The organism is Pseudomonas baetica, assembly GCF_002813455.1.
Classification (GTDB): Bacteria; Pseudomonadota; Gammaproteobacteria; order Pseudomonadales; family Pseudomonadaceae; genus Aquipseudomonas; species Aquipseudomonas baetica.
On sequence record NZ_PHHE01000001.1, the window covers coordinates 717,160 to 738,104 of the forward strand.

General features: G+C 58.3%; 19 protein-coding genes. 4 read left to right on the plus strand and 15 right to left on the minus strand.

The window, feature by feature from the left end:
• Positions 1-2: 2 nt before the first annotated feature.
• The 5 genes from ATI02_RS03265 to ATI02_RS03290 form a co-directional block, all read right to left on the minus strand.
• Entirely contained in the window at positions 3-992 is a 990-nt protein-coding gene (locus ATI02_RS03265; protein WP_100845413.1) for an ABC transporter ATP-binding protein, read from the minus strand.
• Complete coding sequence (locus tag ATI02_RS03270; protein ID WP_095191881.1) at positions 989-1,789, minus strand: ABC transporter permease; 801 nt, start codon at positions 1,787-1,789, stop codon at positions 989-991. Before ATI02_RS03270 ends, ATI02_RS03265 begins: the two co-directional genes overlap by 4 nt.
• Positions 1,776-2,612: an ABC transporter permease gene (locus ATI02_RS03275; protein ID WP_167394906.1), complete on the minus strand. Its 837-nt coding sequence runs from the start codon at positions 2,610-2,612 to the stop codon at positions 1,776-1,778. The genes ATI02_RS03270 and ATI02_RS03275 overlap by 14 nt, the downstream gene beginning before the upstream one ends.
• A 5-nt stretch (positions 2,613-2,617) precedes the next feature.
• Complete coding sequence (locus tag ATI02_RS03280; protein ID WP_095191883.1) at positions 2,618-3,424, minus strand: alkaline phosphatase family protein; 807 nt, start codon at positions 3,422-3,424, stop codon at positions 2,618-2,620.
• Positions 3,425-3,607: 183 nt separating this feature from the next.
• Entirely contained in the window at positions 3,608-4,675 is a 1,068-nt protein-coding gene (locus ATI02_RS03290; RefSeq protein ID WP_100845414.1) for an ABC transporter substrate-binding protein, read from the minus strand.
• Positions 4,676-5,026: 351 nt separating this feature from the next.
• On the opposite strand from ATI02_RS03290, the gene ATI02_RS03295 reads away from it, so the two are divergent.
• Both ATI02_RS03295 and ATI02_RS03300 read left to right on the plus strand, forming a co-directional pair.
• The gene (locus ATI02_RS03295) at positions 5,027-5,740 is read left to right on the plus strand and encodes a UTRA domain-containing protein (protein WP_100845415.1); all 714 of its coding nucleotides are present in this window, start codon (positions 5,027-5,029) and stop codon (positions 5,738-5,740) included.
• Between the two features lie 118 nt (positions 5,741-5,858).
• Positions 5,859-7,106, plus strand: coding sequence for an IS256 family transposase (locus tag ATI02_RS03300; protein WP_095191982.1), 1,248 nt, complete (start codon positions 5,859-5,861; stop codon positions 7,104-7,106).
• A gap of 642 nt (positions 7,107-7,748) precedes the next feature.
• Here ATI02_RS03300 and ATI02_RS03305 read toward each other — a convergent pair.
• On the minus strand, positions 7,749-9,083 hold the full coding sequence (locus ATI02_RS03305; RefSeq protein WP_100845416.1) for an amidohydrolase: 1,335 nt from the start codon (positions 9,081-9,083) through the stop codon (positions 7,749-7,751).
• 304 nt (positions 9,084-9,387) lie between these two features.
• On the opposite strand from ATI02_RS03305, the gene ATI02_RS03310 reads away from it, so the two are divergent.
• Both ATI02_RS03310 and ATI02_RS03315 read left to right on the plus strand, forming a co-directional pair.
• Positions 9,388-11,334 (plus strand): pyocin-S2/colicin E7-DNase domain-containing protein, encoded by a 1,947-nt coding sequence (locus ATI02_RS03310; protein WP_100845417.1) that lies wholly within the window; start codon positions 9,388-9,390, stop codon positions 11,332-11,334.
• Between the two features lie 19 nt (positions 11,335-11,353).
• Positions 11,354-11,584, plus strand: a complete 231-nt coding sequence (locus tag ATI02_RS03315) for a bacteriocin immunity protein (RefSeq protein WP_238156267.1) — start codon at positions 11,354-11,356, stop codon at positions 11,582-11,584.
• Positions 11,585-11,645: 61 nt separating this feature from the next.
• Here ATI02_RS03315 and ATI02_RS03320 read toward each other — a convergent pair whose 3' ends face one another.
• From ATI02_RS03320 to minC, 9 genes are all read right to left on the minus strand, one after another.
• On the minus strand, positions 11,646-12,893 hold the full coding sequence (locus ATI02_RS03320) for an IS256 family transposase (RefSeq protein WP_095191982.1): 1,248 nt from the start codon (positions 12,891-12,893) through the stop codon (positions 11,646-11,648).
• A 106-nt stretch (positions 12,894-12,999) separates the two neighbouring features.
• Entirely contained in the window at positions 13,000-15,156 is a 2,157-nt protein-coding gene (locus ATI02_RS03325) for a mechanosensitive ion channel family protein (RefSeq protein WP_100845419.1), read from the minus strand.
• Positions 15,157-15,233: 77 nt separating this feature from the next.
• Positions 15,234-15,410: a hypothetical protein gene (locus tag ATI02_RS32250; protein ID WP_162835980.1), complete on the minus strand. Its 177-nt coding sequence runs from the start codon at positions 15,408-15,410 to the stop codon at positions 15,234-15,236.
• Between the two features lie 203 nt (positions 15,411-15,613).
• Entirely contained in the window at positions 15,614-16,903 is a 1,290-nt protein-coding gene (locus ATI02_RS03330) for a M18 family aminopeptidase (protein ID WP_095191524.1), read from the minus strand.
• A gap of 189 nt (positions 16,904-17,092) precedes the next feature.
• Positions 17,093-18,193, minus strand: a complete 1,101-nt coding sequence (locus ATI02_RS03335; protein WP_100845420.1) for a hypothetical protein — start codon at positions 18,191-18,193, stop codon at positions 17,093-17,095.
• Between the two features lie 48 nt (positions 18,194-18,241).
• Positions 18,242-18,877, minus strand: a complete 636-nt coding sequence (locus ATI02_RS03340) for an RluA family pseudouridine synthase (RefSeq protein WP_095191522.1) — start codon at positions 18,875-18,877, stop codon at positions 18,242-18,244.
• Between the two features lie 91 nt (positions 18,878-18,968).
• On the minus strand, positions 18,969-19,223 hold the full coding sequence (gene minE, locus ATI02_RS03345) for a cell division topological specificity factor MinE (protein ID WP_003223146.1): 255 nt from the start codon (positions 19,221-19,223) through the stop codon (positions 18,969-18,971).
• Positions 19,223-20,035 carry a septum site-determining protein MinD gene (gene minD / locus ATI02_RS03350; protein WP_007913953.1) on the minus strand — a complete coding sequence of 271 codons (813 nt, stop codon included), beginning with the start codon at positions 20,033-20,035 and terminating at the stop codon, positions 19,223-19,225. The genes minE and minD overlap by 1 nt, the downstream gene beginning before the upstream one ends.
• 169 nt (positions 20,036-20,204) lie before the next feature.
• Positions 20,205-20,942, minus strand: coding sequence for a septum site-determining protein MinC (gene minC, locus ATI02_RS03355; protein ID WP_095191521.1), 738 nt, complete (start codon positions 20,940-20,942; stop codon positions 20,205-20,207).
• Positions 20,943-20,945: the final 3 nt, after the last annotated feature.

Genomic DNA, 20,945 nt, shown 5'->3' on the forward strand with positions numbered 1-20,945 from the left:
CATCAGGCTACCTCACACAGGGCCGTCGGATCGATGGAAAGTGCCAGGCGCTGACCGTCGGGATGCAGATCGGCGGCCGAGCGGTTGAGCACATCCACCACCAGTTCCACGCCGCGCGCTTCGACGCGATAACGGATGACGTTGCCGAGCAGGCTGTGGCTGCGGATCTGAGCGTCGAGTTCGCCGTTGAGGCTCAATTCGATGGCTTCCGGGCGAATGGCGATGCGGTGGTTGATCGGGCGCTGCAACAGCTTCGACGCGTCGTCGGCGTCGAGCAGGTTGTAGTTGCCGATGAAGCCGGCGGCGAACACGTCGACCGGCGCGGTGTACAGGGTTTCGGCGTCGCCGCTTTGTACGATTTTCCCCTGATTCATCAGGAAAATCCGGTCAGACATGGTCAGCGCTTCTTCCTGATCGTGGGTGACGAAAATCGTGGTCAGGCCGAGTTCGCGCTGGATCTGACGGATCTGTTCACGCAGGTGTTTGCGGATTCGTGCATCCAGTGCCGACAGCGGCTCATCCAGCAGCAACAGACGCGGACGAGTGACCAGTGAGCGGGCGAGAGCGACGCGTTGGCATTGGCCGCCGGAAAGCTGATGCGGATAGCGGCTGGCGAAATCGTTCAGTTCAACCAGTTTCAACACTTCGTTGACGCGTTTATGGCTGTCGTCAGCGTTGACCTTTTGCATGCGCAAACCGAAGGCGACGTTCTGTTCCACGGTCATGTTCGGGAACAGCGCGTAGCTCTGGAACACCATGCCGATCCCGCGTTTCTGCGGGCTCAACGGCACGATATCGACACCATCGAGCAGGATCTTGCCGCCATCCACTGGGGTCAGGCCGGCGATGCAACGCAGCAGGGTGGATTTGCCGCACCCGGACGGGCCGAGCAGGGTGACGAATTCACCCTTGTTGATTTCGCAATTGATGTCGCTGAACACCGTAGTGCCCGCGTAATTTTTTTGCAGGTGTTGGACGCTGACATAGCTCATTCGCTTTTGTCCTTGTTCAAGATGTTGGCGATCCAGGTCAGGACCAGCACGAAAAAGAAGTACGAGATGACCAGCGCACTGGTGAAGTGGCCGCTGCTGTTGCGCATGTTGTTCAGATAAACCTGCAGGGTTTCGTAGCGGGTGCCGACGAGGATGTTGGCGAAGACGAACTCACCGAACAGGAACGAGAACGACAGCAGCAACGCCACCATCAGGCCTTTGCGCAGGTTCGGCAGCACCACCAGGAATGCGGCCTGAAAGGTGCTGGCGCCGAGCAGTTGCGCGGCGTCCATCAGGTCGCGGAGGTTGATCGCTTGCAAGTTGTTGGTGATCGCCCGGTACATGAACGGCAGCGCCACGGTGAAGTAGCAACCGATCAGAATCCACGGTGTGCCGACCATCGCCATCGGGCCCGAACCGTAGAGCTGCAACAGGCCGACCGACGACACCACCGGCGGCACCGCGAACGGCAGCAGGATCAGGATGTTCATCAGCGCGTCGAGTTTCGGAAAGTGGTAATGCACCACAAACAGCAGTGGCAGGATCAGCACCACCGACAGCACCAGCGCGCCGACACACACCAGCAATGACTGGCCAAAGGCGTGGAGAAAACGCGGGTCGCCCCACAACTGCAGGTACCACTTGAAGGTGAAGCCGCTGGGCAGAATGGTCGCCGACCAGCTGCTGGCGATCGAGTAGATCAGCGTGCCCACCAGCGGTGCCAGGAGGATGGCGAACAACAGGTAGACCACGACGCGGTGGTAGACGGCGGCCGGGCCGGTTTCAGCGCGAGACATGGTAGCTCCTCTTCAACAGCAGTTGATGCACGACGGTGACGATGGTCATCAGCGCCACCAGCACCACGGCCAGCGCACTGGCCAGATTCGGGTCGAGGGAAATATCGCCGGAAACCATCGCCGCAATGCGGATGGGCAGCACGTTGAAGTTACCGGTGGTCAGCGCGTATACCGTGGCGTAGGCGCCGAGGGCGTTGGCCAGCAGGATCACAAACGTACCGAGCAGCGCCGGGGTCAACACCGGCAGACCGATGTGCCGCCAGAACTGCCAGCCGTTGGCGCCGAGCAGTGCGGCGGACTCGCGCCAGTCTTCACGCAGGGCGTCGAAGGCCGGGTAGAGCAGCAGTACGCCGAGGGGAATCTGGAAGTAGGTGTAGAGGATGATCAAGCCGGTTTTCGAATACAGGTTGAAGTCCTCGATGATCCCGGCCTGCTTCAACATGATGGTGATGCTGCCGTTGAAGCCGAGCAGGATGATGAACGCAAAGGCCAGAGGCACGCCGGCAAAGTTGCTGGTCATGTTGGCGAAGGCGTTCACAAAGTTGCGCAGTTTCGAGTCGACCCGGCGCAGGGAATACGCACCGAGCACGGCGATGATGATGCCGAACACGCTCGACCAGAAACTGATCTCCAGGCTGTACTGGATTGCCTGCAAATAGAATTTCGAGCTGAAGATCTTGCTGAAGTTGGCGAAGCCCCAACCGAACTCTTCCGATTGCAGGCTGTTGATCATCACCCAGATCAGCGGGGCGATTTCGAACACGATAAAGAACAGTGCGAAGGGCACCAGGCACAGGGCTGCCAGCCATTTGCCGCGAGTCATGGCATTCACTTGAGCAACTCCCGGCACACAGGTTTGTCGTGGGGCACGCCGAGCAGTTCGCAGACCGTGCCGCAGATTTCGGTCTGCTTCGGCGCCGCGTCGGCATTGAGGCTGAAGGCGTCGCCGAGGACGAACAGTGGCACCTGACGTTCTTCGGGAAGCAGGCCGTTGTGCGAGCGGTCGTTGTTCATGCCGTGGTCGGCAGTCACCAGCACCTGATAGCCGGCGTCGAGCCAGGCCTGCAAATAGTCGGCGAGGATGATGTCGGCGAACCGTGCGCTGTTGCGGTATTGCGCGGTGTCGAGGCCGTGCTTGTGGCCAGCGTCGTCGATGTTCATCGGGTGGATCAGCAGGAAGTCCGGTGCATGGCGCAGGCGCAGGTGTTCCGCGTCGGCGAACAGGTGCGAATCGGGGTAGTGATCTTGCCAGTAGAAATGGCCGTGCTGGATCGGCAGTGTCGGATCGTCGGTGTGACGGTCTCGGGCGGCCACGAACGGCGAACGGTTATACAACTCGCTGACCCAGTGATAAGCCGCTGCTGCGGTTTTCAAACCGGCATCGCGCGCGTAGTGATAAATGCTGCGCTGGTTGGACAGGCGCGAAACGTTGTTGTGGACGATGCCGCTGTCGATCGGCGGCACGCCGGTGAGGATGCATTCGTAAAGCGGTCGGGACAGGGCCGGCAACTCGCACTCCAGTTTGTAGAGTGCGGCGCGTCCTGCGCCAACGTAAGCCTGCAGATGCCCCATGGCGTGACGCGCGACTTCGTAATTGAGGCCGTCGAGCACGACAAGGATGACGTTGTGCTTCATAGGGGCAAAAACTCCGCGAAATTCAAATATTCCGAAATCAACTCAATCCCCCCCGTGGGAGCGGGCTTGCTCGCGAATGCGGTGGATCATTCAACAATGATGTCGATTGACACGACGCCTTCGCGAGCAAGCCCGCTCCCACAGTTGGATCTTCAACAAATCACACAGAGGCGATCTACAGCGTTACTTCATCTCGACGATGACTTCTTCGTTCCACTTCTGCGGCAGTGCCTTGGAGGTTTTTTCCCACGCATCGGCGTCCTTGATCGGCGTGACCTTTTTGTACTGCTCGTTCGGCAGCAGCTTGGCTTTCACGTCTTCTGGCAGTTGCAGATGCTCGGCGCGGATCGGGCGGGCGTTGCCGCGCGCGAGGTTGGTCTGGCCGGCATCACTGAAGATGTACTCGCGAGTGAGCTTGGCGGCGTTCGGGTTTTTCGCGTATTTGTTGATGATGGTGGTGTAGCCGGAAATCACCGAACCGTCGGACGGGATCAGCACCACGTAGTCATCCGGGTTGGCCATCTTGGCCTTGTAGCTCAGGCCGTTGAAGTCCCAGACCACGCCGACTTCGATCTCGCCTTTTTCCATGGTGGCGATGGTCGGGTTGGCCATCGACAGGCGACCTTGCTTGGCGATGTCTGCAAACAGCAGGAGGGCGGGCTGGATGTTTTTCTCGTCGCCACCGTTGGCCAGTGCCGCAGCGAGAACGCCGTTGGCAGCTTGCGCAGCAGTGCTCACGTCACCGATGGAAACCTTGTATTTGCCGCCCTTGAGGTCAGCCCATTTGGTCGGTACTTCGGAGCCGTGCAGCAGCTTCTTGTTGACGATGAAAGCGATGGTGCCGGTGTAGGCCAGCGCCCAGTTGCCGTCCTTGTCTTTAGCCCAGTCCGGGACCTGATCCCAAGTGCTTGGCTTGTAAGGCTGCACCACGCCTTGCTTGACCGCGATCGGGCCGAAGGCGGCACCGACGTCACCGATGTCGGCGCTGGCGTTGTCTTTTTCGGCGGCGAACTTGGCGATTTCCTGGGCCGAGCTCATGTCGGTGTCGATGTGTTTCAGGCCGTAGTTCTTGGCCAGGTCTGCCCAGGTGCCTTTCCAGTTGGCCCAGTCATCGGGCATGCCGACACTGTTGACGGCGCCTTCCGCTTTCGCAGCGGCTTCGAGGGTTTTCAGATCGGTGCCTGCCGCCATGGCGGCGGTGCACATTGCAATGGTCGAGCCTAACAGTGTTGCCAGGAAAAGCTGTTTCATTCCGAAGCTCCTTGGTCGTGTTCAACGCTGCGATTGCGGTTTGTGTTGGTCTAGGTCAGCAATACCTGAGCCAATTTAAGGGGGCTGGATGACATTTTGATGTCGGTGACTCTGCATCAGGCCTTTTATTTACCCGGTTTCATGGGCTGCGGGGTAAGCGTAGACCATGCTCAAAGCCCCGGAGGGCAAGGGACTTGGCCGATGTATTGCAAGTCGTAATTGGGACCGTTCGGCAGGTTTGTCATCTCTTGGTCATCTGCACTGCCTAGGCTTGCAACGCACGGAAATGGTTTTTCAGTCGTGCGGTTTTGCCCTGAAACAGTGCTGGTCTAGTCCAGATAGGTAACGTTGATGCGCGATGAGGCAACAAAAGCGGTGACAGCGATTGGCCAGGTGTTGCAGGAGCAACTTGACCACGGGCTATTGGCGCCCGGCAGCAAGTTGCCGGCCGAGCGCAAGCTCAGTGAGTTGTTTGGCACGACGCGGATTACGGTGCGTGAGGCGTTGTTGCAACTGGAGGCGCAGGGCCAGATTTATCGCGAGGAGCGGCGGGGCTGGTTCGTGTCGCCGCCGCGTCTGGCTTATAACCTGATGCAGCGCAGTCACTTTCACGCGATGGTCAGTGCGCAGGGGCGGGTGCCTTCGACCGAGGTGATTTCGGCGCGGATGCAACCGGCGTCGGCGGCGGTGTGTGCGTGGTTGCAGTTGCCGGCCTTGTCGAGCGTGATTCAGATTTGTCGGTCGCGGCGGATTGATGGGCGGTTGGTGCTTTATGTTGAGCATTATTTGAATCCGCAGTTTTTTCCGGGGATTCTGGGGTTTGATTTGAATCAGTCGATTACCGAGTTGTATGCGCGGCATTACGATTTGCACTATGGGCGGGTGCGGTTTGAGATCGTGCCTACGTCATTGTCTGTAGATGCTGCGGCGGCTTTGAGAGTGTCGGTGGGGAGTCCGGGTTTGCGGATTGCTCGGGTCAATTATGATCAGCATGAGCGGTTGATTGATTGCGATCTGGAGTTTTGGCGGCATGATGCGATTCACGTAGGGGTTGATGTGGTTTGAGCGCTTTGGGTTTGGGTGAATATCTGTTGCTTCGGGTGGTGCTGATTAGGGTTCCGCCCTTACGGCGGGGGTGTCAGAAATTTTGTGTTCGGGCATAACATGAGTAAGAGGTGCATGTATGCCAACCAAAAAGAAACCCCTGCGTGACCTACCAAAAATCCCCAAGGAGCTGCTCGAAGAGTTCGGTGAGGGGCTGATTACCGCAGAGGCTATTGAAGACGCTTCTGCGGCCTTCAAGAAGGCCTTGATTGAGCGAGCATTGAGTGCCGAGCTCGGTCACCACCTGGGGTATCCGCCGGGCGCGCAGCGCCCAGAGGATGAAACCAACCAGCGCAATGGCAAAACGGGCAAGACGATTTTGACGGGGGATGGCCCGCTGCGGCTGGAGATTCCCCGTGATCGGGATGGCAGTTTTGCCCCCATTCTGATCCCCAAGCATGAGCGGCGTTACACCGGTTTTGATGACAAGATCATCGCCATGTATGCCCGAGGCATGACCGTTCGAGAAATCCGCGCTTTCCTCTCTGAGCAATACGGGACGGACGTTTCCCATGACTTCATCAGCTCAGTCACGCACGAGGTGATGGAGGAAATTGGTGCGTGGCAACAGCGACCGCTTGAGCCGATGTACCCAGTCATTTTCTTCGATGCGCTGCGGGTCAAGATCCGAGAAGAAGGCCTTGTCCGCAACAAGGCGATTTACTTGGCGCTGGGTGTTTTACCCGATGGAACGCGCGATATTCTTGGTATCTGGATCGAAAACACCGAGGGTGCGAAGTTCTGGATGAAGGTCTTCAACGACCTCAAGACCCGCGGCGTAGAGGACGTGCTGATCGCCGTGACTGACGGTCTCAAAGGCATGCCAGAGGCGCTAAGCGCAGTATTTCCGGCAACAACGCTGCAAACATGCATCGTCCACTTGATCCGCAACAGCCTCGATTACGCGGCGTGGGACAAGCGCCGTGAGCTGGCCAAGGCGCTAAAACCGATCTATCAAGCCATCAACGCAGAAGCGGCTGAGGAAGCACTGGATGCCTTTGAAAATGGCCCTTGGGGTAAGCAATACCCAACGGTGGTGGCGGCCTGGAGACGAGCCTGGGATCGAGTGATTCCATTTTTTGTCTTCCCGCCTGCCATTCGAAAAGTGATCTATACGACCAACGCTATCGAAAGCATCAACGCTCAGCTACGCAAGATCATCAAGACCCGGGGCCACTTCCCGACGGATGACGCAGCGACCAAGCTGATCTGGCTTGGGCTGCGTAACATCACGGCAAACTGGGGCTCGGCGGCTCATGACTGGAAGAGTGCGATGAACCAATTTGCGATTCTGTACGGAGATCGATTTATCAGGCCGACCTGGTAAAACCCGGCCTGCCTGACGGCAGGCCATTACCGGCCCGCACACAAAAAATCTGACACTCTCCTTACGGCGGGTCACTTTTTCCAGACGCCGAAAAAGTAACCAAAAAGGCTTGCTCCTGCGTGCGGCCCGCTCGCTGGGGCTCGGGGTTCCTTCGCTTCGGGATCGATCCGGGGGGCATCGCCTACGGTTTGCTTCGCTGCACCTCCTCTCGATGTGTTCGACTGCGTCGAACGGTCGCTGCGCTCCCACCCCCGGATCAATCCCTCCACTCAGCCTTCCGACGTCGCCCGTGGATCAAGATCAAAAGCGGTACTCGAGCTTGCGCTCATTGTGTTGAGTGGGGCGGCATGCGCTGCGAGCGCGGGGTACTCAATTCCTTGTGGGAGCTGGCTTGCCAGCGAAGGCGGCCTGGTAGCCGACCAGTCTCTGGCGGGTGTACTCGATCCCATTGTGGGAGCGAGTCTGCTCGCGAAGGCGGCCTGACAGCCCCCCCAACCTCTAACTGCCTGCACCCAATCCAACTGTGGGAGCTGGCTTGCCAGCGAAGGCGGCCTGACAGCCCCCCAACCTCTAACTGCCTGCACCCAATCCAACTGTAGGAGACAGCCTGCTCGCGAAGGCGCCCCCACAGTCACTCCATTTCTATTTTGCTGCCCCGGCATTGGCATACAAATAATCCGTCGCCAACGACGCCAATGTTCTCACCCCGACCACCAACGCCGACTCATCCACAAAGAACCCCGGATTGTGATTCGGCGCGGCTTTGCTCATGTCCTGATCTCTTGGCGTCACGCCGAGAAACACAAACAGCCCCGGCACTTCCTTGGCAAAGAACGAGAAGTCTTCCGCGCCTCCCACCAGCGGTGCATTCACCACGTCATCCTTGGCCGCCCATTTCAAAGTCGGCAGCATTTTTTCGGTCAGTGCCGGGTTGTTAATCGTTGGGTCATATTTTTCGATGATGGTGACGTCGGCTCTCGCACCGCCACTTTCAGCGATTTTCTCTACGGTCTGGCGTACGTCCGCATGCAGTTTCTGGCGGATGCCGTAGTCGTAGGAGCGGAGGGTGCCGGTCATGTCGACGGATTCGGGAATGATGTTGTAGCGGGTGCCGCCGTTGATGGTGCCGATGCTGACCACTGACGGATAGGACGAGATGTCGGTGCGGCGGCTGACCACGGTTTGCAGGCCGACGATGGTTTGCGCGCCGACGGTGATCGGGTCGATGCCGTCCCAGGGGCGGCCGGCGTGGGTTTGTTTGCTGAGGATTTTGATGCGCAGGTCGTCGGAGCTGGCGAGGGTGGCGCCAGGGCGGTAGGCGATCTGGCCGGCGGGGACGCCGGCCCAGACGTGGAGGCCGAAGACCGCATCGGGTTTCGGTGATTTCATCACGCCTTCTTCGACCATCATTTTCGCGCCCCAAATGTTTTTGCCGTCGGGGATGAAGTCGCTTGGGCCTTCTTCGGCGGGCTGGAAGTAGAAGACTACGGTGCCGGGCAGGGTGTCGCGCATGCCGGTGAGAATTTTCGCTGTGCTGAGCAGGATCGCGGTGTGGGCGTCGTGGCCGCAGGCGTGCATGACGTCGACTTTTTTGTCGAGGTAGATGCCTTTGGCTTTCGAGGCGAATGGCAGGTCGGCGACTTCCTTGACTGGCAGTGCGTCCATGTCGGCGCGCAAGGCCACGGTCGGGCCGGGCAGGGCACCTTTGAGCACGGCGACGACGCCAGTGCGGGCGACGCCGGTTTTCACTTCAAGGCCCATGGCTTGCAGTTGTTTGGCGACCAGTTCGGCGGTGCGTTTTTCCGTGTTGCCCAGTTCCGGGTGGGCGTGGATGTCGCGGCGGGTTTCCAGCAGTTCCGGTTCAAGCTGTTTGGCTTGTGCGGCGATTTGTTCGCGGGTGCTGTCCATCGTGGCAGCACCGGCGTGACCAGCGAGCAGGGTAATGAAAACGGCCTGGGCAATGCGTGTCAGCTGCATCGGGTTTCTCCTTGTTTATTGTTCTTGGCTTCCCTGCTTGTGACAAACGCCCAGCAGGTAAGTGCTCTTGGGTGATTGAAGCGCTGCGCTACCTTCCAAAGTTGCTGAAGAAAAAGAGTAGTAGAGAAACTTCCTACTGCTTTATCAGTTCCGTCCGGCGTGACATATAAAACGCGAGCAATAACTATATATCGCACCACGCAGCATTTATTTCCATAAATTTCTCTAGGTGCCGGTCACGTTATTGGCTGTTTGAGGGCGACCGGCCAGCACGACAAAACTATTGTCCATGGAGGATTTATAAATGCAGCGTAATGGAATAACGCTTCCGCCGACGGTTGTGCGTCCGGATAAACAAGATGAATATTTACATTATTTAGGTGCAGGAGACGGCTCGGGACCAAACATCAACTTTGCGCCTTTGGGTGAAATACTCGATATGGAAAGTATCTATAAAGATACTTCCAGGAATATTGCTCAGGTCATTGAACATGAACTGGCAGAAGTGAGGGCAGCAGGTGATCAAAGTGTCTTGCCTCCTTTGGATGCGCTGGCGCGGGAGATGCGATTCAGGGAGTCGCTGACGACACGAAAATTCAATGCGTTTTTCGTGGCGAGAGACGTTGCCATTCAACGTTTCAGTCATGCCCAAATTGAAACTTTTTTTAACGGTGGCCGGTTACCACAGGTAAATCGGCGAGGCGGCAGTGTCAGCGTTCGGCAGGCCTATAGCGCCTTGTTCAATGCCAAATTGCTGGTCGAAGGCATCAACTTGTTGAACAGCCAGTCGGCCACGGTCAAAGGCATGATTGCCGTGGTGCAAGCGCAGGAAGCCGAGCGGATCGCCCAAGAGCAGGCGCGGTTGGCGGCGGAACACGCCAGGCAGGTTGCACAGGAACAGGCCCGCGTCGCTCAAGAGCATGCTCGACGGCTGGCGGAAGAACTGACGCGGCAGGCCGCCGCCAATGAACTCAGGCGACTTGAAGAAGAACAGGCCCGCCTGGCGGCTGAGGCACTGGAGCGCAAGCGTGCCGAGGAACAGGCGGCGCTTGAGGCTGAAGCCGAAGCACGCAGGGTTGCTGAGGAGCAGCATCGGCGGGAGGCCATCGAACAGGCCAACCGCCTGCTTGAGGAGCATCAACGTAGCCGCGGTCATGGCAGCCTTTTACGCCTTCAGGGTAATGTCAGCCACGCCCAACTGGTATTTGCGACATCCGGCGGTGCGGTTGCGATTGCGGACAATCTGATGGCGGGCCTAGCTGCCGTCATTCGCTCGGCGGTTGCCGGCCTGTCGGGTCTCGCGGCAGGCACGGCGTCGGGTCTGATGGTGGGTGTGAGTGCATTCATCTACTCACCGACGCTGGGCAATGGTGAGTTGCCTGAACGCTTTCTGCTCAGCCATCCGCTGTCGGACCTGCTTCCCGGGCCTTTACCGGATCTGCACAGGTTGGCAAGCGAAAGGGCGTTGCTGGATTTACCCGTACGTTTAAGTCCCCGGCCATTGACAGGCAATCTGGCGGAACTGCTCGTTGTTCCGGTCGGCGGTAAAAGACTCCCTTCCGGCGTACGGGTGATTGCAGCCGGTTATAACCCCGGGGAAAACACCTACGGCACCACGCTTACTGACCTTCCGCCAACAACCGTGGTCTGGACGCCTTCAGTAACGCCGACTGACAGTTCAACGCAGTTGCCCGTCGAAGAATCAGCTCCACCGCGATACTTCGGCGGCAATCTCGTCCCGATTGAAGGACGGATCGATACCTATCCTGTCCCGGGCAACATTCACTTCGACGACTTCATTCTGGTTTTCCCGCCGGAATCGGGACTGCCACCGCAGTACGTCATGTTCCGGGATCGCCGGAATGATCCGGGGGTTGCCAGCGGCTATGGAGAGCCGGTACCGAGTAGATGGCTGGAGGCGGCTGCGCAAGGCGAGGGCGCGGCGATTCCATCGGAGATCGCTGAGAAGTTGAGAGGGAGGCAGTTCAAAAGCTTCAGGGCTTTTAGAGAGCGATTGTGGAAGGCTGTTTTCAACGAGGAAAGATTAGCTGAGTTGTTCAATGCGGCGAGTTTAAACGAAATGAAAAAAGGTAAAGCTCCGATAGTAAGAGATAGTGATTTTGCGGGAGCAAGAGTGAAGTACGAGCTGCATCATAAGTTGGGATTGGCAGAGGGTGGAGATTTATATAATGCTGACAATATAAGTATTGTCACCCCTAAGGTGCATGTTGAAATTCATAAAGGGCTTTGATGTGAAATCGATACAAGAAATGAGCGAAAAAAGTTTTCTTGAATTTGTCAGAAAAATCTATAACTCGGGATTTCGTACAGAGAAACAGCAAATTGCTGCCATTCTTGAGTTTAAGCGGCTAGTTGAGCACCCTTCTGGCTCAGATTTGATCTACTACCCGGAAGAAGGTAAGGATGGTCCTGAGGAAGTTGTAATCGAGGTGAAAAAATGGCTCTCCGCTAACGGTAAACCCGGTTTCAAAGACAATTAAAGAGAGTGTCAGATTTTTTGTGTGCGGGCCGGTAATGGCCTGCCGTCAGGCAGGCCGGGTTTTACCAGGTCGGCCTGATAAATCGATCTCCGTACAGAATCGCAAATTGGTTCATCGCACTCTTCCAGTCATGAGCCGCCGAGCCCCAGTTTGCCGTGATGTTACGCAGCCCAAGCCAGATCAGCTTGGTCGCTGCGTCATCCGTCGGGAAGTGGCCCCGGGTCTTGATGATCTTGCGTAGCTGAGCGTTGATGCTTTCGATAGCGTTGGTCGTATAGATCACTTTTCGAATGGCAGGCGGGAAGACAAAAAATGGAATCACTCGATCCCAGGCTCGTCTCCAGGCCGCCACCACCGTTGGGTATTGCTTACCCCAAGGGCCATTTTCAAAGGCATCCAGTGCTTCCTCAGCCGCTTCTGCGTTGATGGCTTGATAGATCGGTTTTAGCGCCTTGGCCAGCTCACGGCGCTTGTCCCACGCCGCGTAATCGAGGCTGTTGCGGATCAAGTGGACGATGCATGTTTGCAGCGTTGTTGCCGGAAATACTGCGCTTAGCGCCTCTGGCATGCCTTTGAGACCGTCAGTCACGGCGATCAGCACGTCCTCTACGCCGCGGGTCTTGAGGTCGTTGAAGACCTTCATCCAGAACTTCGCACCCTCGGTGTTTTCGATCCAGATACCAAGAATATCGCGCGTTCCATCGGGTAAAACACCCAGCGCCAAGTAAATCGCCTTGTTGCGGACAAGGCCTTCTTCTCGGATCTTGACCCGCAGCGCATCGAAGAAAATGACTGGGTACATCGGCTCAAGCGGTCGCTGTTGCCACGCACCAATTTCCTCCATCACCTCGTGCGTGACTGAGCTGATGAAGTCATGGGAAACGTCCGTCCCGTATTGCTCAGAGAGGAAAGCGCGGATTTCTCGAACGGTCATGCCTCGGGCATACATGGCGATGATCTTGTCATCAAAACCGGTGTAACGCCGCTCATGCTTGGGGATCAGAATGGGGGCAAAACTGCCATCCCGATCACGGGGAATCTCCAGCCGCAGCGGGCCATCCCCCGTCAAAATCGTCTTGCCCGTTTTGCCATTGCGCTGGTTGGTTTCATCCTCTGGGCGCTGCGCGCCCGGCGGATACCCCAGGTGGTGACCGAGCTCGGCACTCAATGCTCGCTCAATCAAGGCCTTCTTGAAGGCCGCAGAAGCGTCTTCAATAGCCTCTGCGGTAATCAGCCCCTCACCGAACTCTTCGAGCAGCTCCTTGGGGATTTTTGGTAGGTCACGCAGGGGTTTCTTTTTGGTTGGCATACATGCACCTCTTACTCATGTTATGCCCGAACACAAAATTTCTGACACCCCCCAATTAAAAAAAGCCCCCTATTCGTTTTATCTTCCAATAGGGGACCATCTCTGTTCAGCTTTCCTTTTTGATTTCCACTCCAGGCGTAATCACCTGCACACTCATCCGCGGCGTCGCCAGATCCAGTCCTGCCTCATCCAGATGTCGTTTCAGGGAAAGGTTGAACGCCCGGGAAACTTCCCACTGCTTGATCGGCGCCGTCTTGAACCGCGCGCGAAGGATCGCGCTGCCGGATTCGAAACTTTCCACACCCTGAATCTCCAGCGGCGACCAGATGTTGCGGCGTTGCAGCGGATCGGTACGCATCTTCTGGCCGACATCGCGCATCAGTTTGATCGCGTCGTCGATTTCCATGTTGTACGGCACCGCGACGCGGAAGATCGCGTAACCGAATTCCCTTGAGTAGTTCTTGATGCTTTTGATTTCGCTGAACGGGATGGTGTGGACGATGCCGTCGATGTCGCGCAGGCGCACGGTGCGGATGGTCAGGCCTTCGACGGTGCCGAGGTGGCCGCCGACATCCACGTAGTCATCGATGGCCAGTGAGTCCTCAATGATGATGAACAGGCCGGTGATCAAGTCCGCCACCAGCGACTGCGCACCGAAACCAATGGCCAGACCGATCACGCCGGCACCGGCCAGCAGGGGCGTGACGTTCATGCCCATGTTCGCCAGGGCGACGATCAGCGCGATGATGAAAATCGCCACGAACAGCACGTTGCGGATCAGCGGCATCATCGTCTGCGCCCGCGCGTTGGCCAGGCCTTTGCGCGAGCGGGTGAGGGCGTGGTGCACGGCGGTGTCGGCGAGGATCCAGATCAGCCAGGAGAAAACCAGTGTGCCAATCAGGCTGAACAGTTTGACGCTGATGTCATGGCCTTCGCCTTCGGCAAAACCGATCAGCGACTGGCCCCACACGCGCAGGCCGAGTTCGATGAAGACCAGCCAGACCAGCAAGTGCGCGAGGGTGTAAAAGAAGTTTTTCAGACGCTCGGAGTACAGCGCGTGGCGTTTCGGCCCGCGTTGCGGCTTGAGCGAATGGCGGCGCACGAGTCCGTTGATCACCATGCACAACACCAGCAAAACCGTGCAGATCAGCGACTGACGCAGCGCGGTGCTGGTGTCGCCGGCGGAGACGAAGGTGGCGAACAGCGAGATGCCGACCAGCACCAGCGCCGGCACGTACCAGAAGGTGCCGAGGATTTCGATGGTGTCGCTGAGGGCGCGGCGGGTCAGGCGTCGGGACAGGGGCTGATTACGGATCAGGTGCGCGATCGGCCGGCGGAATCGCAGGATGAATAACCCGGTCGACAGCGCGGCGAGAACATTGGCAATGGTCGCGGCGGTGTGCGCCAGATGCGCACCGAGGCTCTCGATCAGGCGCGGGTCGTTCAATGCTTCGCCGAAGGCGGCGAAGCTGCCGATCAGCCACAACGGCCGGAATGCCTGATGGCGCAGGATGTACAGCGCGCGATGGCGGTGCGGGCCGTCGAGCAAAGAAAACGCAATCACGCAGATCGCCGAGAAACAGGTGCCAACCACCAGGGCATAGGCCAGCACCATGGCCAGGCTTTTACCCAGCGACGACGGCAACGCATAACTCATGTAGACGGTGATCACCAGCGCAATCAACCACGGCCCGAGCTTGCGCAATGCAAAGCGCAGCATGTCGACGGCCCTGGGATGTTGCGGCAGTTCTTCAGTGAGTCCGAAACGCATGCGCACCCGGTGACTGACCCAGATCAGCGCGGCGGCAAGCAGGCTCCAGACCATCAGGATCATGGCGAAGCCGAAGATGATTGGCAGCCATTCACTGGCCGGGAGCATCAGCGCTTTCAGTTCATCTTTGGCCAGATCGAATTCGTTGGACCAGCGGGTGACCGGGCTGTCGGCGCCGGAAAACTGTTTTTCGAAATTGGCCAGGGTGCCGCCGATCAGTCCGAGTACGCCTTCTTCCGGAGAGGCCTGGGCTTTTTTCGTGGCGTCACGCAGTTTCTTCAGATCGGTCAGCAACTGCGCGCGTTGCTTGTCGTTTTCCAGCGACTTGATGACTTCATCGAGCGATTGCCCCAGCGGTTCCTGGGCTTCGGGCTGCGTCTTGGTGGTGTTGAGCAGGCCCGGCAGACCGACCGCCTGGGCGGGCGCCACGGGCAATAGCGTCATCAGGCAGACGAGGAACAGGCAGGGCAGAGCAAAAAAACGAGCAAACACTAGGCGGTCAACCTCGCAAGGGGCGGATTCGCTGGAGTGTACGAGGCCGTTGGAATCAATGCGAGCCGGTCGCGGATTTATTCGTTGAGTTTGGCGAGGATCTTGTAGACCACGGTGGCGAGGATCGTCAGCATGCCGATCCACATGGCGAACACACCGGCGTTCTTGTCGCGGAAGTTGAAGCCGATGGCCAGCAGGATCATTCCGCACAGGATGGGAATGAGCATGGCGTGGAAGGATGACATCGAGATCATGGTGACTGCCTTGTCGAAATGAATGATGTGAGTCTAGGTCGGTTTTGGCGGAGCAGTTCTGATGTGTATCAGAATTGAACCGGTTTCAAAATGAAATTTGTGCTGCCTGGACTGACGCTTTCGCGAGCAGGCTCGCTCCCACATTGGCATGCATTTCAAACTGTGGGAGCGAGCTTGCTCCGGGCGGCGATCCGACGAAGCTTTTAAGGCAACTCGCGGCTGGCGTAGAACGCGCTGAGCACTTTGACCAGGTGTGCCAGGTCGTGGCTGCCGCACAGTTCGCGGATCGAGTGCATGGCGAAGGTCGGCAGGCCGATGTCGACCGTGCGCACGCCCAGATGGCTTGCGGTGATCGGGCCGATGGTCGAGCCACAGCCCATGTCGCTGCGCACCACGAAGCTTTGCACCGGCACTTCTTCGGCCATGCACAGGTGACGGAAGAACCCGGCGGTTTCGCTGTTGGTGGCGTAGCGCTGGTTGCTGTTGACCTTGATCACCGGGCCGGCGTTGAGTTTCGGGCCGTGGTTGGCGTCGTGCTTCTCGGCGTAGTTGGGGTGTACGCCGTGGGCATTGTCGGCCGAGACCAGCAGGGATTTCTGAATGGTGCGGACGAACTCGTCACCTTCGGGCAACAGACGACGCAGGGTCTGTTCGAGCATCGGACCATCAGCGCCGCAGGCCGAGCAGGAGCCGACTTCTTCGTGGTCATTGGCAACCAAAACGCAGGTCTCGTCGGTCTCGGCAGTGAGCAAAGCTTGCAGGCCGGCGTAGCACGACAGCAGGTTGTCGAGGCGCGCACCGGCGATGAAGTCGCCGTTCAGGCCAATCACCGCAGCGCTTTGCGTGTCGTAGAAGCTCAACTCGTAATCGAGCACCACATCGGCGTTGAGGCCGTGTTCGCGGGCCAACTGATCGGTGAGCACGGCACGGAAATCGACGCGTTCGTCACCGGCAAATTGCGCGAGAATCGGCGGCAGTTCGGTCTGGGCATTGATCGGCCAACCCTGATTGGCTTCACGGTTAAGGTGAATGGCCAGATTCGGAATGATCGCGATCGGTGCCTTGAAATCGATCAACTGACTCTCGACCTTGCCGTCACGGCGGAAGGTCACGCGGCCGGCCAGCGACAAGTCGCGGTCGAACCACGGCGCCAGCAGCGCCCCACCGTAGACTTCCACGCCTAATTGCCAGAAGCCCTGACGTTGCAGTTCCGGTTGCGGCTTGACCCGCAGGCACGGGCTGTCAGTGTGCGCACCGACGAGGCGGATGCCATCGTGCAGCGGCGAGTTGCGGCCCATTTTGATCGCGACAATCGAGGAGTCGTTACGGGTAACGTAATAGCGGCCATTGGCCTCGGTGGTCCACGGCTCACGCTCGTCGAGGCGTACGTAACCGGCGGCCTCCAGACGTTGTACAAGGCTGGCGGTGGCGTGGAACGGGGTAGGGGAGGCCTTGAGGAAGTCGATCAGGCCTTGGTTCAACTCTTCGCGCATAAGAAGCTCCAGACAGCAATGGGCGGGAGTTTAACGCATCGGCTCAGGGGGTGGGGCATGACATGTGGTCGTTCCAGGAACTGCGGCGCGCTGCGATCTTTTGATCCTGATTTTCTTGAGTCAAAAGTAAAGATCGCAGCGTGCCGCAGCTTCTGCAGGGGGCGCAGGTATCCTGTCAACAACAGAGGATCAGCGCGCCGCTTCCACGCGTTTTTTCAGGTAATTCATGATGATTTTTTCGTCTTCTGGTTTGTCCGGGCGCGGAAGCTGTTTTGGCCAGCGGCTCTGGCTCAGCAGTTTTTTCTGCCGCGCTTCGTCCCAGCGCAGAATCTCGCGTGAGGCACATTCCCACCATTCGTGTCGGCAAACGTCGTAGTACGGATCTTCCGGCGCGGCGCTACCGTACAGCAGATCGCGACCGACCTTGCGCAAGGCCCCGCTCTGATTGCGCAGCTTCCATTTGATTTTCAGGCGTTGCCAGGCCGAAGGAAACGGTTTGACCCGCGGCACATCGGTGCACAGATCGACCAGACGTTGACTGAAGGTTTCGCCGTGCTGAGAGAAGAAGTACGCCTGCATCGCATGGAAGAAGCGTTTTTCTGCGAAATAGTGATAGACGTGTTTGCGTGCTTCGACGATCTGGCGCCCGCGCATGGCGTACGACAGGGCGATCTGCTCGATGGTGTGGATCTCGAAACCGCCAATCGTCCAGTCGTCGATCAGGCGGATCGACTCCTCGAACAACGCCGAATCGCTGTCGGTCACACCACACAGGCCGCTGTTGTACAGTTTGAAACCGTTGTCCGGTGTCACGCCTTGCGCACTCAGATCGCGCCCGAGCTTCTGGTAGTCCGCGCGTCGGTGCACATCTTTCCAGTCGTATTCGAAGCGATCCATGACCGAACGATTTGCCTCGATGGACGCGAAGAGCGTGTTCGGGTGGCTGGTGAACAGCGTGTCGGTGTCGACGAACAGCGTCTTTTCCGCCAGTTGCATGCCGGCTGCGATGGCGCAGGCCTTGCGGCGATGATGGTAACCATGCACGCCCTGCCAGCGATTGAGGGTCGCTTCATCGAGCAGCACGGTGTCTACCGGCCAGCCGGCGTAGTCGTCGGGGCGATCGGTCAGAATCCTGATGGCCGGGCGCTCGCCGTTTTGCGCCTGTGACAGCACCGTCAGGATGCTGAACTTGGCTTCGCGACGATAGACGTCCTGGTTGCCATAAATCAGATACAGCAACTGATGGCGGGTTTTTTTCAGGGGTGTTGCCAGGGATTCAATACAACTCATCCGAAACAAGCTCCTTTTCTGACTGCTGAACTGCCGTGAGGGCAGTGCCTAGAACGGGGCCGGGCATTCAAAACGCAAGCGTTCGCCCGATTGTGGGTGCGTGAAGCTCAACATGCTGGCATGCAGACACAGGCGCGGCCACGCGGCCAGCGCTTGCGGATGGGCGTAGAGCCCGTCGCCCAGCAGCGGGTGACCAATGGACAGCATGTGCACACGCAACTGGTGCGAGCGGCCAGTGATGGGCGTCAGTTCGACGCGGCACCAGTCACCACAGCGCTCGATCACACGCCAGAAGGTCAGCGCGTGCTTGCCGAATTCATGGTCGACCACGTGGCGGGGCTTGGTCGGCGGATCGTAACGCAGTGGCAAATCAATACTGCCGCTGTCCAGTTCCGGCTGGCCCCAGCACAAGGCACTGTAGGCTTTTTCGGTTTCACGATCGTGAAACTGGCGTGACAGTTCGCGATGCGTATCGGGATCGCGGGCGAGCAAGATGATGCCGGACGTTTCCCAGTCCAGGCGGTGAACGATCCGCGCTTCCGGGTAGCCGTTTTCCTGCAGGCGGGTAATCAGGCAGTCCTTGTTGTCGTCGGCGCGGCCGGGCACCGAGAGCAGCAGGGTCGGTTTGTCGACCACCAGCACGGCGGCGTCCTGATGGATGATGCGGATGTTGGACAACGGCATTAAAACAGCCTCGTAACAAATGCCAACGGCGGTTCAGGGCCATTCCGTTTCGGGAATGGCCCTGAACCGCCGTCGTTCCTGCCGGATCGACTCAGCGATCGGGCAGGGTGATGTTGAGTTCCAGAATCGAGCAACTGCCTTGGCTTTCCAGTGCAACATGTACGTCGTCGTTGCCGATGTTGACGTACTTGCGGATCACATCCACCAGTTCCTTTTGCAAGGCTGGCAGGTAATCCGGCGTGCTGCGCTGACCGCGCTCATGCGCCACGATGATCTGTAGACGCTCTTTCGCTACCGAGGCGGTACTTGGCTTTTTGTTGGCACGAAAGAAGTCAAAAAGGTTCATTACCTACCTCCAAACAGGCGCTCGAAGAATCCCTTCTTCTCGACATCGAGGAAACGGTGGGCTTTTTCTTTGCCCAACAGGCGATCGACGGTATCGCTATAAGCCTGACCGGCATCGCTCTGGTCGTCGAGAATCACCGGCACGCCCTGGTTGGATGCCTTGAGCACCGCCTGGGATTCCGGGATCACGCCGAGCAGGGTTACCGAGAGGATTTCCTTGACGTCTTCAACGCCAAGCATTTCGCCCTTTTCAACACGCTCTGGATGGTAGCGGGTGATCAGCAGGTGTTCCTTGATCGGGTCTTCGCCACGTTCGGCACGACGCGATTTGCTGGCCAGCAGGCCGAGCATGCGGTCCGAATCTCGTACGGAAGACACTTCCGGGTTGGTCACGACGATCGCTTCGTCAGCGAAGTACATGGCCAGGTGCGCACCTTTCTCGATACCGGCCGGGGAGTCGCAGACGACGAACTCGAATTGTTCCTTGAGCTCCATCAGGACTTTTTCCACGCCTTCGACAGTCAGCGCGTCTTTGTCGCGGGTCTGACTGGCGGCCAGTACGTAGAGGTTTTCCAGGCGCTTGTCTTTGATCAGCGCCTGTTGCAGGTTGGCTTCGCCGTTGACCACGTTGACGAAGTCATACACCACGCGGCGCTCGCAACCCATGATCAGGTCAAGGTTACGCAAGCCCACGTCGAAGTCGACGATCACTGTTTTGTGGCCGCGCAGAGCGAGGCCGGTACCGATAGCGGCGCTGGTGGTGGTCTTACCCACACCACCCTTGCCGGATGTAACCACGAGAATCTTGGCCAAGGTGTTTCACCCCTAAGGAAGAAGGACTTTTTAGCCCCTGAAAAACATCTCTTGAAAACTACTGCAGTCGGACAGCCTTGGCTGGAATTCGGCTTTTGGCCTTTTTCCTACTTCGTTTGAGCCGTTTTCGCTACGTTTTAGAGATGCTTGGAAAATGCGGCAGTATCCGTTAAAGCCGAATGATGTTCAACACGTCGCCTGACAGGCTGACCTGTACGCCCGAGCCCCACATCGGATCGCGACGCAAGTCCTCGGAAACCTTGTAGTGGCCTGCGATGGAGATCAGTTCAGCGCTCAATTGCTGACAGAAAATCCGTGCCTTGGTGTCGCCCTTGACCCCGGCCAGCGCCCGACCGCGCATCGGGCCGTATACATGGATGTTGCCATCGGCAAGAAGTTCCGCCCCCGGGCTGACTGAAGACACCACGACCAGATCGCCACCCTGGGCATATATCTGTTGGCCACCACGCACTGGCGTAGTGATGACACGGGTCGGTTTGACGGTCGGCTCAGGCGGCTTTTCCGGTTTCTTTTTGGCTTCGGCTTCAGGCATTTCCAGCGGCCGCTCACGGGCGCCGGACGGCGGCAACACGGGGATGTCGATGGCGATGGCGGCAGCGATGTCTTCGATACGGCTGGCGCGAATCGCCAGGGTGCGCAGGCCATGCTGGCGGCACACGCGCATCAGACCCGGCAGATCGACCGCGCCTTGGCTCGGCGGCAGTTTGTCCAGCGCCAGAACCAGCGGCGCGTTGCTGAAGAAGTTCGGCGCCTGGGCGACTTTGGCGGCCAATTGCCGATCGAGGCTTTCGAGGTCGTTACGGGCCAGTTCCAGCACAGTGATGGCCAGCATGCTGCCCTTGAGCTGAAATACGGGATCTTGGTCTAACGGTTCGGTTTGGCTCATGTC

Excerpts from the sequence above, each read along its gene's own strand:
- ATI02_RS03320 (WP_095191982.1), bottom strand. The coding sequence starts at position 12,893 with ATGCCAACCAAAAAGAAACCCCTGCGTGACCTACCAAAAATCCCCAAG.
- ATI02_RS03330 (WP_095191524.1), bottom strand. The coding sequence starts at position 16,903 with ATGCGCGAAGAGTTGAACCAAGGCCTGATCGACTTCCTCAAGGCCTCC.
- ATI02_RS03315 (WP_238156267.1), top strand. The coding sequence starts at position 11,354 with ATGAGCGAAAAAAGTTTTCTTGAATTTGTCAGAAAAATCTATAACTCG.
- ATI02_RS03310 (WP_100845417.1), top strand. The coding sequence starts at position 9,388 with ATGCAGCGTAATGGAATAACGCTTCCGCCGACGGTTGTGCGTCCGGAT.
- ATI02_RS03305 (WP_100845416.1), bottom strand. The coding sequence starts at position 9,083 with ATGCAGCTGACACGCATTGCCCAGGCCGTTTTCATTACCCTGCTCGCT.
- ATI02_RS03270 (WP_095191881.1), bottom strand. The coding sequence starts at position 1,789 with ATGTCTCGCGCTGAAACCGGCCCGGCCGCCGTCTACCACCGCGTCGTG.
- ATI02_RS03335 (WP_100845420.1), bottom strand. The coding sequence starts at position 18,193 with ATGAGTTGTATTGAATCCCTGGCAACACCCCTGAAAAAAACCCGCCAT.
- ATI02_RS03265 (WP_100845413.1), bottom strand. The coding sequence starts at position 992 with ATGAGCTATGTCAGCGTCCAACACCTGCAAAAAAATTACGCGGGCACT.
- minE (WP_003223146.1), bottom strand. The coding sequence starts at position 19,223 with ATGAACCTTTTTGACTTCTTTCGTGCCAACAAAAAGCCAAGTACCGCC.
- ATI02_RS03280 (WP_095191883.1), bottom strand. The coding sequence starts at position 3,424 with ATGAAGCACAACGTCATCCTTGTCGTGCTCGACGGCCTCAATTACGAA.
- ATI02_RS03295 (WP_100845415.1), top strand. The coding sequence starts at position 5,027 with ATGCGCGATGAGGCAACAAAAGCGGTGACAGCGATTGGCCAGGTGTTG.
- ATI02_RS03275 (WP_167394906.1), bottom strand. The coding sequence starts at position 2,612 with ATGACTCGCGGCAAATGGCTGGCAGCCCTGTGCCTGGTGCCCTTCGCA.
- ATI02_RS32250 (WP_162835980.1), bottom strand. The coding sequence starts at position 15,410 with ATGATCTCGATGTCATCCTTCCACGCCATGCTCATTCCCATCCTGTGC.
- ATI02_RS03340 (WP_095191522.1), bottom strand. The coding sequence starts at position 18,877 with ATGCCGTTGTCCAACATCCGCATCATCCATCAGGACGCCGCCGTGCTG.
- minC (WP_095191521.1), bottom strand. The coding sequence starts at position 20,942 with ATGAGCCAAACCGAACCGTTAGACCAAGATCCCGTATTTCAGCTCAAG.
- ATI02_RS03300 (WP_095191982.1), top strand. The coding sequence starts at position 5,859 with ATGCCAACCAAAAAGAAACCCCTGCGTGACCTACCAAAAATCCCCAAG.
- ATI02_RS03290 (WP_100845414.1), bottom strand. The coding sequence starts at position 4,675 with ATGAAACAGCTTTTCCTGGCAACACTGTTAGGCTCGACCATTGCAATG.